The organism is Nocardia goodfellowii (assembly GCF_017875645.1).
Classification (GTDB): domain Bacteria; phylum Actinomycetota; class Actinomycetes; order Mycobacteriales; family Mycobacteriaceae; genus Nocardia; species Nocardia goodfellowii.
The window spans coordinates 4,027,794-4,041,941 of sequence record NZ_JAGGMR010000001.1; the positions used below are offsets into that span (position 1 = coordinate 4,027,794).

Below are 14,148 nucleotides of genomic sequence, written 5' to 3' on the forward strand. Positions count from 1 at the left end.
GCACCGCGCTCGCACCGCTCCAGGCGGGTTTGGGGTGTTTGCTCACGCTCCCTTGCGCGCGGCCGTCTTCTTCGCTGTCTTCTTGGCCGGCTTGTCGGCGGACTTCGCGGTCGACTTGGTCGCCTTCGCGGCGGCTTTCTTCGCCGGCGCCTTCTTGGCGGGCTTCTTCTCCGCGCCGTTGCCGGACGACGAACCGGATGCCGAACGGCGGCCGCTGGCCTCCAGGCTGCGCTGCAAGGCGGCGACCAGGTCGACGACCTCGGCGTCCATCTCCGCGGGCGCCGCCTCGGGCTGGCTCTGCACCTTGCCGGTGCCGCTGGCGATGGCCTCGTCGAGCAGCCGTTTCAGTTCGATCTGATATTCGTCCTTGTAGAGATCCGGATCGAAATCGTCGGACATGGTCGCGACCAAGGTCTCGGCCATCTTGATTTCCTGCGGACGCGGTTCGGCGGCGTCTTCCAGGGACTCGAATTCGACGGATCGGACCTCGTCCGGCCACAGCAGCGTTTGCAGCACCAGCACGCCTTCGCGGACCCGCAAGGCCGCCAGCCTGGTCTTCTGGCGCAGCGTGAAATGCACGAGCGCGGTCTGGTCGATTTGTTCGAGCGTCTTGGCGAGCAGGACGTACGCCTTGGGCGTATTCGAATCCGGCTCCAGGTAGTAGCTCTTCTCGAACAGGATCGGGTCGATCTGGTCGGACGGCACGAACTGCAGCACCGGTATCTCGTGTTTCTCCGCGGCCGGCAGCTTCGCGAAATCCTCGTCGGTCAACATGACCTTTTCGCCCTCGGGCGATTCGTAGGCCTTGTCGATATCGGCGTATTGGACGGATTTCCCGCAGACCGTGCACACCCGGTCGTATTTGATGCGCCCGCCGTCCTTGGCGTGCACCTGATGGAACCGGATGTCATGGTCCTCGGTGGCGGTGTACACCTTCACCGGGACGTTGACCAGCCCGAACGCGATCGAGCCCTTCCAAATAGCTCGCATCTCTCCATGATGGCGGAAGCGATTCGAATACGCGAGCGAAACCGGCTTCCGCGCGTCGCGGATCGGTATCCGGGCGGTAGGGTCGTAGCCAGCCAAGGCGCGCCCGCGTGGATGGGACGGACGGCCGTGGTGGAGGAAGGACAGCGATGACGTATCCGCCTGGGTTCGGTGGCGGACCCTACCCGCAGCGGGACCCGGACCGGTGGGGGCAGGAACCCGAATGGGTGTCCTGGCCGGATGATGCGCCGAAAGTGGATGTAGCGCCGAGTAATTCGGGTTTTCCGGCGGCGACGGCGTTCGCCGTGGCAGCCGATCCGACCAGCTCGGCTGCGGAAATTCCCGCGCTGGAGGCTGATTCGGGCCGTGGGCCCGGCCGGTTCGTCGCGCTCGCGCTGACCGTGCTGCTGGTGCTGACGGCCGGTAGCGCCTTCTTCCTGTTCCGGGGCAACGGATCGAGCACCGAGCAGGCTGCGGGGACCACGAGTTCGGTCTCGGGCGCGCCGAGTATGCCCCGCCCCTCGAAGCAGGTTCCGGTCCTGCCGGGCGATCGCTTCAGTTACGCCGAATTCGGCATGGCCGCTTGGAATTTCAAGTTCGGGAACATCGAGCTGCACGCCGACTGGGTCGACGGCCGCGACTACGAGAGCTGCCGCGACATCGAGCGGGACGCGAAACTGACCGCGCTCGGCTGCCAGTACGCCTCGGAGCTGGCCTACCGCACCGAGAACGACGGGTTGATGCTCACCCAGTTCGTGCTGACCATGCCCGACGAGGCGACCGCCGCGGCCGCCCAGGACAAGTTCACCGGCAAGGATCTGCGGTTGCGGCCCGGCTCCTACGTGCCCGATTACGCCGTCGGCAAGTGGAAGACCGAGGCCAAGAAGAACTTCCTGGTGGTCACCGTCGCGACCGCGACCGTCGCCGTCACCGAAGCCGTCGTAGACAAATATCTGCGCTACCGGCACACCGACACCGCGCTCGCCCTGATGTTCCGTTAACGGCGCGGGAGCACCGCCGCCGCCAGGGTGCGGCGCGTGCGCATCGGGACCGCGGCGAACAGCCGGGCCATCGCGGCCGCGGTGCCGGACAAGTCGGTGCGGCCGGACAGGTAGGCTCGCTGCGCCCGCGGCGGCAGCGTGAAGAAGGCATCGAAGAACAGCGGAATATCGTTGGGCGGCAAGGCGAGTAGCGCCCGCAGACCGATGGACCGCAAAGTGTGGACGGCACGTTCGGACAAGGGCCGCCCGGATTCGCCCGCCGCCAGCTCGTCCGCCGCCCCGAGCGCCGCCGCGACGCTGTAACCCGTTGCGGGATGGATGAATCCGCCCGCCGCGCCGAAAGCGCCGGGCCCGGGCCGACCGCCCTCGACCGGGAATCGGACCCGCTCGACGACTTCGTCACCGCCGAGTTCGATGTCGCGAACCCGCAGTCGGTGCAGCAGCCGGGTGCGCAACTCGGTCGAACCGAGTGCCGGACGCCCGGCCAGACAGGTTTCCTCCAGCAGTATCGAGCCGTTGCCGAGCGGCACCGCGTACAGAAATGACGGTGGCGCACCGGGATTCGCCCCGTTGTCGGTGCGCCAGTCCATGAACGACGGTTCGATTCCCGCCGCCCGCTGCCCGTCGACGATCACGCCGTAGGCGGTCTGCTCGGCCCGCGCCGGGGACCGCACGAGCCCCCGCGCGTCGATCACCCGTTCGCCGGGAATCACCGCGCCCGACGCCAGCGTCACCGAATGCCGCCCCACGTCGATCGCGCGGTCTCGAACAACTTGTGCCCCAGCGATATCCAGTGATCGCTGGAGCCGCGCGGTATCGAGCACCGTGTACGTCCGGTCCACTTCGTGCCGCCGGGTACCCCAAGCCACCGGACGGTCGATGGTCGCCACCGGGACAGCGGGATCCAGCCACCCCGGCAACTCGTCCAGCCAAGCCGCATAGGTGGCCGTCCACCGCCGATCCGGCGCGGGGTCGACCACCGTGACCGACAGCCCGCGCCGCAGCCCGCGATGCGCCAAGGCCCGGCCCGCCGGACCCAACCCGCACACCACCATGTCGACGGTCATGCGCGGGAGCCTAGTTCGCTCAGAGACCGCCGGTGGACAGCAGACCGCCGTCGACCCGGATGGTCTCGCCGGTCACCCAGGCGGCCTCGTCGGAGACCAGGAACGCGATCAGTCGCGCCACATCCTCCGGCGTACCGAGCCGCTTCATCGGGTAGACGCTGGCCGCCTTCTCCTCGTCCGCCGAATACAGCGCATCGGCGAACTTGGTCTTGATGACACCCGGCGCGACCGCGTTCACCCGGATCTTCGGCCCCAACTGCCAGGCCAGCTCGTCGGTGAGCCGGATCAGCGCGGCTTTGGACGCGCCGTACGCGGCGATCACGCCGGTCGAGCGGATACCGGCCACACTGGCCACATTCACCACCGCGCCACCGTGCGCACCCATCCAGGCCTTGTACGCCTCCTGCACATACCCCAGCGCCGCAACGACATTCACGTCGAAAATCTTGCGCACGGCATCCAGATCGGCTTCCATCAGCGACCCGTACACCGGATTGATGCCCGTGTTGTTGACCAGAATGTCCAGCGAGCCGAACTCCGCGACCACCCGCTGCACTGCAGCCGCCCGGCTCTCGGCGTCCCCGGAGTTGCCCGCCAGCGCGATCACCTGGCCCTTGTACCCCAGCTCCCGCAGTTCGGCGGCGGCTTGCTCCAGCGGCTCCGGCTTACGCGCGGTGATCAGCACATTCGCACCCCGCCGCAGCAACTCCGCCGCCACCGCCTTACCGATACCCCGGCTCGCGCCGCTGACCAGTGCACTCTTACCCAGGAGATCTTCGCTCATGTGACGGCACGGTACTTCAGTCACGTGAGGCGTGTGAATTCGCCCCAGTTGGGGCATATCGGCCCGACGGTACCGTCACTGCGGAACGGTTCTGCGGATCGAACCCGGTAGTCACGCGAGGTCACCTGTCGCGGGCCTCGATCAAAGCCTGTATCTCAATTTTCGTCATGGCATGTACGGCCTGCAGAATCCGGTCGGCCGCCGGCGGATCGGCCTCCGCCAGCAGTTCGGAAAGGGCTTTCGGGACGACCTGCCAGGTGACTCCGAATCGATCGGTCAGCGAACCGCCGGGGCCCTCCGCGCCACCTTCGGTGAGGGCTGCCCACGCGGTGTCCACTTCCTCCTGGCTGCCGCACTCGAGGTACATCGACATCGCGCCGGTGGAGGTGAATCGGGGTCCGCCGTTGAAGGCGATGTAGCGCTGGCCGCCCAGGTCGAACGTGACCGTGTGGACTCTGCCGTGCGCGTCGCGTTGCCGGTCGAGTATCGCGGAGCCGGCGACGAGATCGGTGTAGTGCTCGGCGGCTTCCTCGGCTCGGCCGTCGAACCATAGGAATGTGCTCGCTTGCATGGTCTTTCCTTTTCTGTGCGGGTTTACGGGTGTGCAACCGGGGTCAGATATTCGTCGAGTTCGACCGTGTCGGCGACCTTTTCCATGCCGCGCCGGACGAGCCGTTTCGGCAGGAACCGCAGCGTCCGGATCATCTGATTGCGCACTCGCATCTGCAGGTGTGAGTCGGGCATGAGTCCGCCGTCGCCGGCGCTGCGGGCGTATTTCTGGGCTCGGTCGGTGAACAGACGCATCTTCTGCTCGTAAACGGCGTAGGCACGGGTGTGCTCACCAGCCGCGGCGGCGAGTTCGCCGGCCAGGATGTAGGCGCCGACGAGTGCGAGGCTGGTGCCGATACCGGACATCGGTGACGCGCAGTAGCCGGCGTCCCCGAGCAATGCGGTCCGGTCGCTCGACCAGGTGTCCATTACGACCTGGAGCGTCCGGTCGAAGTAGAAGTCGGGCGCGTCCCAGATGGCGTCGAGCATCCAGGGGACTTCCCATCCGTCGTTCTCGAAGGCGCCGATCACGATCCGCTTCTGCGCGTCCGTGTCGCCCCGGGCATACCACCTCGGCGCCGAGCGCACGAAGAACCCGGTCAATGCGGTGCCCGGCTCCAGCTGTGGATAGAGGGCGGCTGTCCGGCCGGGGCGGCCGTTGCCCGCGGGGATGGTGTACATCAACCGCCACCCGTCGTGACTCAACTCGGTGGGGGCGGTGAACAGCGACATATATGACCCGAGGTCGCGCAGATAGTGTTCGTCCGGCCCGAACACCAACTGCCGGACGTTGGACCGCACGCCGTCCGCGCCGACCAGCAGGTCGAAGCGCCTCGGCCCGCCGTGCTCGAATCGGACGTGGACACCGTCACGGTTCTGGTCGACAGTGCGGATCGCGTCGCCGAATACGTACTTGACGTCGGCGCTCGTGGCGTCGTAGATGATCTGCGCCAGATCCGTTCGGCGAAGGGATAATTCGGCAACCGGACCACCCGAATGTCCGAAGACTTCGGTGCCCATCTTCGCGACCCGCTTGCCGGTTTCGTCGACGAACGCCATCCCCCGCGCCCCGGTGGTTGCCGCTCGAACCTGTTCGACGATGCCCATCCGGGCGGCCACCTCCCGGGCGGTGCCGCGGATATCGACCGCATGACCACCACGACGCGGCCCGGGGGCCCGTTCCACCACGGTCGGGTGGAAGCCGTACCGGTGGAGCCAGTACGCCAGGGCCGGACCGGCGACGCCGGCACCGGAGACCAAAATGCTCTGATTCTTCACTGATGCTCCTGCGAATGCGTACGGTGTATTACACCGCGGAACCCTATGCGGAACATGCTGTCGAGCACCACTTTTGCCGCTCAATAGTGCACTATTGCAGCGCGAAGTGAACTAGTTCATTCGAGCCGCCGTCCGATCATGCGTCCTTGCGTGCCGTCCGAGCCACCAGGACCGCGAACCCGTCGAGGTGCCGCCCGAGGCTGTATTCGAAGAGTTCGTCCAGGTCTACGGCGAGGTCATCCGAAATATCCGCCAAGAAGGGAAATCGCCCGCTGTCCAACAGTTCCCGAGCGCGTGACAGCTGCGCCAGCTGCCACCCGTCATACGAGATGCCCGTGTTCTGTTCGGTTTCGATTTCTTCGGCCGCGGACAACGCCATCGTGAGGACCAGCGCGTGCAGGGTGAGTGCTTCGCGTATCCGGACCGCTGTGGGTAACCCCAGTCCGTCGAGCGCTCTGAGTACCCACTCTGTTTGTGCCATCATGTTCGGCGCGAGCAGCGGCCGCGTGAACGACACGGTCCGCGGTAGCCAGAGGTGCCGCCGGCACAGCTGCCAATGCGCGCGGGCGTTGAGCTCGAGGTCCGCGCGCCACCCGCGCGCACCCGGTTCGGCGAGCTCGAGTTCACCGAAGGCTTCGTCGGCCATCCGGATAAGCAGCTCATCCTTGTTCGCCACATGCCGGTAGAGCGACATCGGCGCTGTATCCAGGGCGACCGCCAGCCGCCGCATCGACACCGCGTCGAGCCCCTCGGCATCGGCTATCTCGATAGCTTTGCGCAGCAACTGTTTTCGCTGCGAAACGTGCTCCCTGGCAGAAACCCGCCCGGAGTTCGGCGTCGCTGCCGCTGTTCGCTTCCTGTTGCCGGGCATGCTGACCACGGTGCCCGATCCGACCTTCGTCTCGACCAGTCCCTCGTCCCGCAGGGTCGCCGTCACCCGGGTAGCGGTCGCTACCGCGACACCCCAGCGCTGAACGATTTGCCGAATGGAGGGCACTCGATCCCCGGGACGCAACTGCCCACTCATGATGCGCGCGCGGATCTCCTCGGAAATCACCAGGTACGGCGAGGTCGGACGTTCCGATGGCGACATATTTCTCCGATCGTCTGCGCAATACACCGTACGCATTTCTACCTTCCACGACTCAACCGCACTGAGCGCGAGGCTAGATCGCACTAGGTCACTTTTTAATGCACCAGTCGGAGAAGACAAGGTGTAGCGGTCACTCCGTCACGAAATCCGCCATCATCGCCATGTCCTCGTGTTCGAGATTGTGGCAGTGCAGCATGAAGGGACCGGTGTAGTCGGTGAACCGGACGGCTACTTCGACTGCTTCGGCGGGGCGGACGTCGACGGTGTCCTTCCACCCGATGTCGTAACGGCTCGGGGGCCGATTGTTGCGGCTGATCACCTGGAAGGGGTCCAGGTGAACGTGGACCGGATGATGGAAATCGGTGATGAAGCGCCAGATTTCGGTGGTGCCGAGTCGGGGACGGGCGAGCGCGCGGCCGGGTTCGTAGGGGTGGCCGTTGATAGTCCAGCCGTGTTTGTTCAGCTGGAACAGGAAGGTGCGTTCGGTGACGGCGCGGCGCGGATCCAGTGTTTCCCAGTGGCTCAATCGATCCGGGATGGCGGATTCGTCCCGGATCGACGGGCCGGTGATATCGAAACGCATTATCTCGGCGGTGGGGCCGGCATCGAGCTGGTTGGTCAGGCGTACCCGGGTGCCGCGGGGATAGCGCGCGAAGTCGATCAGCACATCGAATCGTTCGGCCGGCGCTATGTCGAGGGTTTCGTGCCGCACCGGACGCTCCAGGAGGCCGCCGTCGCTGCCGATCTGCACGAAGCCGTGACCGCCCGGCGGTGGCGGGTCGAGTGCCAGCCGGTAGCGACGAGCATTGGCGCCGTTGAGAATTCGGAAGCGATAGCGGACGGGGTCGACGTCGTGACGGGGCCACGGGGTGCCGTTGACGAGGATGACATCGCCGAGGACCCCGTCCATGAACGGTTCGGTGACGCCGTGGGTCACCATCGCCGGATCGGCCAGGGGGTAGGCGAACGAGCCGTCGGCGGCGAAGGATCGGTCGGCGATCATCAGTGGGATATCGCGGTCGCCCGAGGGCAGCGGGAGGGCTGCCTCCTCGTCGTCTCCGATGAGATGGAAACCGGCCAGACCACGCCACACCGCGGGACCGGTGAACCCGTGCCGATGGTCGTGATACCAAAGCGTCGCGGCCCGTTGCACATTCGGATAGGTGTAGTCCCGCGTCCCGTGCGCGATGTTGCTCGTCGCGGCGGACGATCCGTGTCCCGTCGTATGGGACGATCCGGCCTGCGGGGCGGCGGTCGACCGGCCGCCGACGGGCAGGATGAAGTCCATCGGATAGCCGTCACTGTCCGCGGGTGTATGACCGCCATGCAGGTGCACTACCGCGGGATGCGGCAGTTCGTTTCGGTGCCGCACCACGGCACGACGCCCGGATTTGGCGTGGATGGTCGGACCGGGGAAACTGCCCTGATAGGTCCAGGCGCGGGTGCGGAGACCGGGCAAGATCGCCAGATCCGTTTCGCGCTGGACGATTTCGTAGTAGTCGGTGGTGTCGTCGCGGCGTACCGGGTCGAGGACCGGCGGGACGATCAGACGCGTTCGGTAGGGCTGCGGTAAGGGAATCCCACTGCGCAACAGGCGGCCGGGCTGACCTGGGGTGATCAACCGGCCACCGCCCAGCCATCCGACCGCGGCTGCCGCGCCGAGACCTGCTCCGGCGCGCAGGAATCCACGCCGGGTCGTCTGCGCCGTCATCGCTCCCACCGCCAGGCCCACGTCGTGAGCAGTGCGGTGCCGACGGCCAGTCCGACCGCGACCGGGATATGGAGCGCCAGCATCCGTGCCTCGCCGAGTGGAATGAGGCCGGCGGCGATCACCAGCTGGATGACGCTCGTCCGCACCGGCCAGGAGGGTGCACCGGCTCTGCGCCACAACAGAATCGCGGTGACCGTCTGCGCGAGCAGGGCCGAGGCGACAATGCCGCCGTTGCGGGCGTGCAGCGCCAGCGATTCGAAGCGGCCGGACAGAAAGTCTCCGGCCAGCATCGCCTGGGTCAGGACCAGCGTGGTCACCAGCGTCGTGCTGAGCCGGAACAACGCGCGCGGCCACCTGTGCGTCGATCGAAGGGCGGTGGTCACGGTTCACCGAGCCTGACGCACGCCACGCCGCCAGACCTCGGCGATGGCATGGGTAGCGGTGATATCGGTGGTGGGGTCGCCGTCGACCAGGAGCAGGTCGGCTCGCAACCCCGGCGCTACTCGTCCGCGGTCGGTGAGGGCGAAGTGCCGGGCGGGGACGCTGGTGGCGGCGGCGAGCGCCTCCTCGCAGGTCAACCCGGCGACGGTGAGCAGTCGCAGTTCCCGATGCAGGTCCGCGCCGTGGGCCGGGACGAACGGGGTGGCGTCGGTTCCCGCCAGCAGCGGTACGCCGGCCTGGTAGAGCAACCGCGCGATCCGTGCGGCGCCGGCCGCGGTGCCGGGCACCGCGCAATCGGGCGCGGCGACGGTCTGCTGGGTGATCGCCTCGAAATAGACCAGGGTGCTGATCACGAAGATGCCGCGGGCGGCTACCTCGGCGACGAGGTCGGCGGCGCCGGTGTCGTCGGTCCAGACGTGCGCGAGTCCGTCGACGCCGGCATGCAGTGCGACGCGGACCTCGGCGGCGGTGATCGCGTGCGCGATTACCAGCAGGCCCGCCGCGTGCGCCGCGTCGACCAATGCCCGTGCGGTCTGCTCGCTCAGGACCGGCAGTTCATGTCCGTGTACGGCACCGTCGTCGATGACGATCTTGAGATAATTCGCACCCTCGGCCAGCCGATCGCGGACGAAAGCCGGTGCCTGCTCCGGGCTTTGGATGGTGTCGAACGGCGCCAGTCCGAGCTCGGCGATGCCCGGTGCGGACATGAGCTGGCTGGGATGCCCGCCCGGCGCGGTGGCGAGGGTGCCCGCGCTGCGGAAGTCGGCGATATCGTCACGGTGGTCCGCGAGCGCGCGCTGGGTGGCGAGATGTGCCGGCAGACAGAACATGTCGAGTTCGGTGGTAACGCCATGCGTGAGTGCCGCGGCCAGATCGCTGCTGTCGAACGTGTGGGTGTGGGCATCGATCAAGCCGGGAAGCACGGTGCGGCCGGCTCCGTCGATCTCGATATCCGCTGGGCCGTGGTCGTATTCGGCAATGCGGTCGTCGACAATCAGAACGGTGGCACGTGTGGTGGTCTTCTCGCCGTCGAACAGCCGGACATCGCGAATGACTGTGCGCATGGTCTCTCCTGTGGTCGCTTCGGCGGCTGATCCGCCGGCTGCAACAAGGAGGCCCGCGGGCCGCCAGCCGTCACACCGCGAGCCCACGGCAGTGAGATGGATCACGCCGGACGCATCGGGTGTTACGCCGCGGCGCCGCACGCTCTCTCATAAGTGACACTCGTGAATCGATAGAGGAGCGCGATGACCGACACCGAAGGGCCGCGGCGGCGAACGGCCGACATCGACGAGGCGACGCAGGTGTTCGTCGGGCATCGGGAGCTGTTGTTCTCCGTCGTGTACAACATGCTCGGCACAGTCGCCGACACCGAGGATGTGCTGCAGGAGGTCTGGCTGTCCTGGGCCGGCCGCCGGACGGCCTCGGCAGAGGTCGAGAATCCCCGTGCCTACCTGGTGCGAATGTCGTTGAATCAAGCGCTGGCCAAGCGGGCAGTGCTGAGCAGACGCCGGGAAACCTATGTGGGCCAATGGCTTCCGGAACCCGTGGTCGACCACTCGGTAGTCCCCGACGCGGCGGAGGGGGTGGTGCGCACCGAAGCCGCTTCGATGGCGCTGCTGGTGGTGCTGGAAACCCTTGCCCCGGTGGAGCGTGCGGTATTCGTGCTGAACGAGGTGTTCGGTTATACCCACGCCGAGGTCGCCGAGATGATCGACCGCAGCCCCGCTGCCGTCCGGCAACTGGCCTACCGAGCCCGACGGCACGTCCAGGCGCGCCGACCACGCCGTGCCGCCGACGCCCGCGTCCAGCGCGAGGTCACCGAGCGGTTCATCGCGGCAACGCTGAGCGGGGACGTGGCGGGCCTGCTCTCGGTACTCGCTCCGGAGGTGACGCTCTGGACCGACGGCGGTACGAAAGGACCCGCGCACAGTCTGCTGCCCGTGCACGGCTGGGAACAGGTCGCCAAGGTCTTCGTGGACATCTCCCGGGGCTCGCACCCGGACTACGAGGTGCGGTGGCGCACGATCGGCGGTGATCCCGGCGCTGTCGTCTTCGACGGTGCCACCCCGCTGGCGGTGGTGGTATTGGACGTGGCACCGGACGGCCAGGTGCACGGCATCTACTCGGTTACCAACCCGGACAAGCTTTCTCGCGTCGGCTGACCACCTCGCCCGTCTCCCACGCCGCCGCTGATCTCGACGTCGACGACCACGCCGTAATGGTCACTCGGCCATACGCCGTCGGTGGGTTGGTCGAAGGCCAGGTGCGCGGCGCGAATCTCGCAGCGCCCCTGCGGATGTGCGTGCCAGGAGCCGGTGAAGACATAGTCGAGCCGACGGCGGTGCCCGGGTTGCCGCACGATCTGGTCCAGCAGGGCGGCCGCGTTCGCGTTGTCGGCGCTCCAGGTGTGGCCGGGTCCGTTGCCCGCGACCTCCCAGGCGTCGTGATAGTGCGCGCTGCGGCCGGAAAGCGATTGCCGGCCGGTGAGATAGCGGATGCTGGCGGCATCGGGGGACGCGTTGAAGTCGCCCGCGATAATGGTGGGCAGGCCGGTGCGGTGCCGGGCGTCGAGATCGGTCAGCGCCAGGGCCTGTTGCTCGCGAACGGCTTCGGCGTCCAATCGCCATGCGGCAGTGGCGGAAATGAAGAGCACCTCTCCTTCGCCGGGCAGCGGCACCTTGACCGCCATGGAGCACCAGGGGACGTCCCCGGCTCCGGCGAGGCGAAGATCGAGGACTTCCACGACATGGTGCGGCCATCTGGTGGCCACCGCATTGCCGCCGTAGCGCTCGACGAACGGCGGCGTGTAGGCCATCGCGCCGGACTGATGGGTGCCGTGTAATCCGGTGCCGTCCAGCAGCGCGCTGAGGTGTTCGTCATCGATGACTTCCTGCAGGGCGACGAGATCCGGCGCCAACCGCCGCAACTCGCGATTGAGCAGGCCCAGCCGGCGCGGGTCGCCCTCGTTGTTCTGGACGTTGATCGTGACGATTCGCAGACGCATGGGCTGCTCGCTCTGGTTGGATTCCATGTCAGCCGACGATCGTGGCCAGATCGACCGTGGGATCGGTGAGACGGTCGACATCGGTGTAGGGGTGGTCACGGATGATCCGATGCAACTGCTCGAATTCACCGCTGCGGCCGACACACGCGGCGGCTACCAGGCGATCGTCTTTCCAGAACAGCGCGGAGAAGTCCAGCGACTCCGGTTCGCCGCGGACCGAGGAGCCGCGCTCACCGTAGACGTCGGCGGCGTCGGGCCACCCGCAGATCTCCAATCGGGTGCCGAACTGCTCGGAGGTCGCGGCGGGGACCGGTGCATAGGAGGTGTTCGCGCCCAGCATGTTTCGCGCCGCGGCGACCGCCTGTTCGAGAGCGTTGCCGTAGTGCTCGATCCGGTACGGGCCGCCGAGCAACGGGTGGGTCTGGGCGGTGACGTCACCGGCCGCGAAGACGTCCGGGGCCGACGTGCGGCACCACTCGTCGACGACGATGCCGCCGTCGACCGCGAGTCCGGCGCGTTCGGCCAGCTCGGTCGCGGGGACCATTCCCAGCGCCGCGACCGCCAGGTCCGCCGGCCAGGTCCGCTCGCCCGCGCTCGCCACCACCCCCGTGGCGGTCTCGACCAGCCGGTCCAGTCGCACACCCAACTCGAGCCGCACTCCATTGCGCCGGTGCAGCGCGGCGAACAGCCCGCCGAGCCAGGGCGGCGCCACGCGACCCAGCGGAGTCCCGGCGGCTTCCAGCACGGTGACCTCGCACCCGAGCGAGCGTGCCGTGGCGGCCAGCTCCAATCCGATCAACCCGGCTCCGACGACCAGCAGTTCGGGTTTCTCACGCAGCTCCGCGCGCAGCGCCAGCGCTTCGGGCAGGGTCCGCAAGGTCCGCGCGCCCGCCAGATCCGGCACCTGCCGGGCGTGGCCACCGGTGGCCAGCAGAAGCTGGTCGTAGGGCAGCAGCGTCCCGTCGTCCAGGGTCAGCGTCCGGGTGCCGGGATGCAGGTCGCGCGCACCGACTCCGGTGCGCAGCTCGATGTCGCTGTCGGCCCAGCTGTGCGGCGGCGCGACGGCGATGTGCTCGGGCTCCGCGAACCCGGCCATCAGGCCTTTCGACAGCGGCGGCCGCCAGTACGGCTGCTGCGGTTCGTCGCCGATGACGACGAGCGGGCCCGCGTAGCCTTCGGCGCGCAGCGTCTGGGCGGCGGTCGCGCCCGCCAGTCCGGCGCCCACGATGACGATCGGTTTCGGTGAGTTCATGGCCGAACGCTAACTCTGGGCTGCTCATGCCTTCCAAGACCAGTTCTGCCATAAACTCATGCCTGACCAAGCATCAGCGAGGTCGCAGGGAGGAAGCGGATGGACTTGCTGCAACTGCGCTATTTCCAGGCGGTCGCCCGGCGTGAGCACATCAGCCAGGCGGCCGAGGAGCTGATGGTGGCCCAGCCGTCGGTGAGCCGCACGATCGCCCGGCTGGAGAAGGAGCTCGGCGTCCCGCTCTTCGACCGGGTGGGACGCCAGGTGCGGCTCAACGCCTTCGGCGTGACGTTCCTGCGCCGCGTCGACCGGGCGCTGGCCGAGTTGGACGACGCGCGTACCGAATTGGCCGACGCGGCCGGGCTCGACCATGGGCGCGTCACAGTAGCCGCGGAGACCCTGCTGACGATCACCGGATTGCTGGCCCGCTTCCGCGCCGAGCATCCAGGTGTCGATGTCCGGCTGTTCCAGTCGAATGCCGAAACGATGGTGCGGCAGCTGGCGGATCGCGAGGTCGATTTGTGCTTCGCCTCGCAACCGCTGGCCGGTCCGGCATTGCGTGCTGTCGAATTGTGGCGCGAGGAGGTGCTGTTGGCCGTCCCGCTCGCACATCCGCTGGCGGCGCGCGAGCGAATCTCGATCGCGGAGTTGGCCGGTGAGCATTTCGTGACTTGCCGACCGGGATACTGGCCCCGGACGCTGCTGGACCGCCTGTTCACCGCCGCCGGACTGCGCCCGCTGATCTCCTGCGAGGGCGACGAACCGGGCGCGACCGGCGACCTGATCAGCGCCGGACTCGGCATCGGGCTCGTCCCGGCCGGGTCGCGCCAGGCGGCGCCCCGGCATCCGGTGGCTTGGCTGTCCGTCGACGACCCGGGGTGCGAGCGGGTGCTGAGCTTGGTCTGGCGCACCGACACCTATCTGTCCGCGGCCGCTCGGAAATTGCGCGACGGCGCACCCGGTTTTAGCTAGCGCGACGAG

Annotated in this window: 14 protein-coding genes; 3 read left to right on the top strand and 11 right to left on the bottom strand. The window is 67.7% G+C overall.

Translation table 11 applies throughout. The annotated features are described in order from the left end of the window. Positions 1-42: 42 nt before the first annotated feature. The gene (gene ku, locus BJ987_RS18410) at positions 43-990 is read right to left on the bottom strand and encodes a non-homologous end joining protein Ku (RefSeq protein WP_209891455.1); all 948 of its coding nucleotides are present in this window, start codon (positions 988-990) and stop codon (positions 43-45) included. Positions 991-1,136: 146 nt separating this feature from the next. Here ku and BJ987_RS18415 point away from each other — a divergent pair, with 146 nt between their 5' ends. Then, complete coding sequence (locus BJ987_RS18415) at positions 1,137-1,988, top strand: hypothetical protein (RefSeq protein WP_209891458.1); 852 nt, start codon at positions 1,137-1,139, stop codon at positions 1,986-1,988. Here BJ987_RS18415 and BJ987_RS18420 read toward each other — a convergent pair. From BJ987_RS18420 to BJ987_RS18455, 8 genes are all read right to left on the bottom strand, one after another. After that, positions 1,985-3,055: a lycopene cyclase family protein gene (locus BJ987_RS18420; RefSeq protein ID WP_245366027.1), complete on the bottom strand. Its 1,071-nt coding sequence runs from the start codon at positions 3,053-3,055 to the stop codon at positions 1,985-1,987. The two genes, BJ987_RS18415 and BJ987_RS18420, sit on opposite strands and share 4 nt — an antisense overlap. Positions 3,056-3,074: 19 nt before the next feature. After that, a complete protein-coding gene (locus tag BJ987_RS18425; RefSeq protein ID WP_209891461.1) occupies positions 3,075-3,839 on the bottom strand; it encodes an SDR family oxidoreductase in 765 nt (254 codons plus the stop codon). A 121-nt stretch (positions 3,840-3,960) separates the two neighbouring features. Further along, entirely contained in the window at positions 3,961-4,410 is a 450-nt protein-coding gene (locus tag BJ987_RS18430) for a VOC family protein (protein WP_209891464.1), read from the bottom strand. A gap of 23 nt (positions 4,411-4,433) precedes the next feature. Next, on the bottom strand, positions 4,434-5,666 hold the full coding sequence (locus tag BJ987_RS18435) for an FAD-dependent monooxygenase (RefSeq protein ID WP_209891467.1): 1,233 nt from the start codon (positions 5,664-5,666) through the stop codon (positions 4,434-4,436). Between the two features lie 136 nt (positions 5,667-5,802). Further along, positions 5,803-6,759, bottom strand: coding sequence for a TetR/AcrR family transcriptional regulator C-terminal domain-containing protein (locus BJ987_RS18440; RefSeq protein ID WP_209891470.1), 957 nt, complete (start codon positions 6,757-6,759; stop codon positions 5,803-5,805). A gap of 130 nt (positions 6,760-6,889) precedes the next feature. Beyond that, the gene (locus BJ987_RS18445; RefSeq protein WP_209891473.1) at positions 6,890-8,470 is read right to left on the bottom strand and encodes a multicopper oxidase family protein; all 1,581 of its coding nucleotides are present in this window, start codon (positions 8,468-8,470) and stop codon (positions 6,890-6,892) included. After that, positions 8,467-8,853, bottom strand: coding sequence for a hypothetical protein (locus BJ987_RS18450; RefSeq protein ID WP_209891476.1), 387 nt, complete (start codon positions 8,851-8,853; stop codon positions 8,467-8,469). The genes BJ987_RS18445 and BJ987_RS18450 overlap by 4 nt, the downstream gene beginning before the upstream one ends. A 3-nt stretch (positions 8,854-8,856) precedes the next feature. Continuing rightward, entirely contained in the window at positions 8,857-9,975 is a 1,119-nt protein-coding gene (locus BJ987_RS18455; protein ID WP_209891479.1) for an amidohydrolase family protein, read from the bottom strand. Between the two features lie 183 nt (positions 9,976-10,158). Here BJ987_RS18455 and sigJ point away from each other — a divergent pair, with 183 nt between their 5' ends. After that, entirely contained in the window at positions 10,159-11,076 is a 918-nt protein-coding gene (gene sigJ / locus BJ987_RS18460) for an RNA polymerase sigma factor SigJ (protein WP_209891482.1), read from the top strand. Here sigJ and BJ987_RS18465 read toward each other — a convergent pair. Beyond that, positions 11,034-11,945, bottom strand: coding sequence for an endonuclease/exonuclease/phosphatase family protein (locus BJ987_RS18465; protein WP_209891485.1), 912 nt, complete (start codon positions 11,943-11,945; stop codon positions 11,034-11,036). The genes sigJ and BJ987_RS18465 overlap by 43 nt on opposite strands. Position 11,946: 1 nt before the next feature. After that, positions 11,947-13,170 carry an NAD(P)/FAD-dependent oxidoreductase gene (locus BJ987_RS18470; protein WP_209891488.1) on the bottom strand — a complete coding sequence of 408 codons (1,224 nt, stop codon included), beginning with the start codon at positions 13,168-13,170 and terminating at the stop codon, positions 11,947-11,949. A 99-nt stretch (positions 13,171-13,269) separates the two neighbouring features. Between BJ987_RS18470 and BJ987_RS18475 the strand changes: the two genes are divergently transcribed. Then, entirely contained in the window at positions 13,270-14,139 is an 870-nt protein-coding gene (locus tag BJ987_RS18475; protein WP_209891492.1) for a LysR family transcriptional regulator, read from the top strand. The last annotated feature ends 9 nt before the right edge of the window (positions 14,140-14,148 follow it).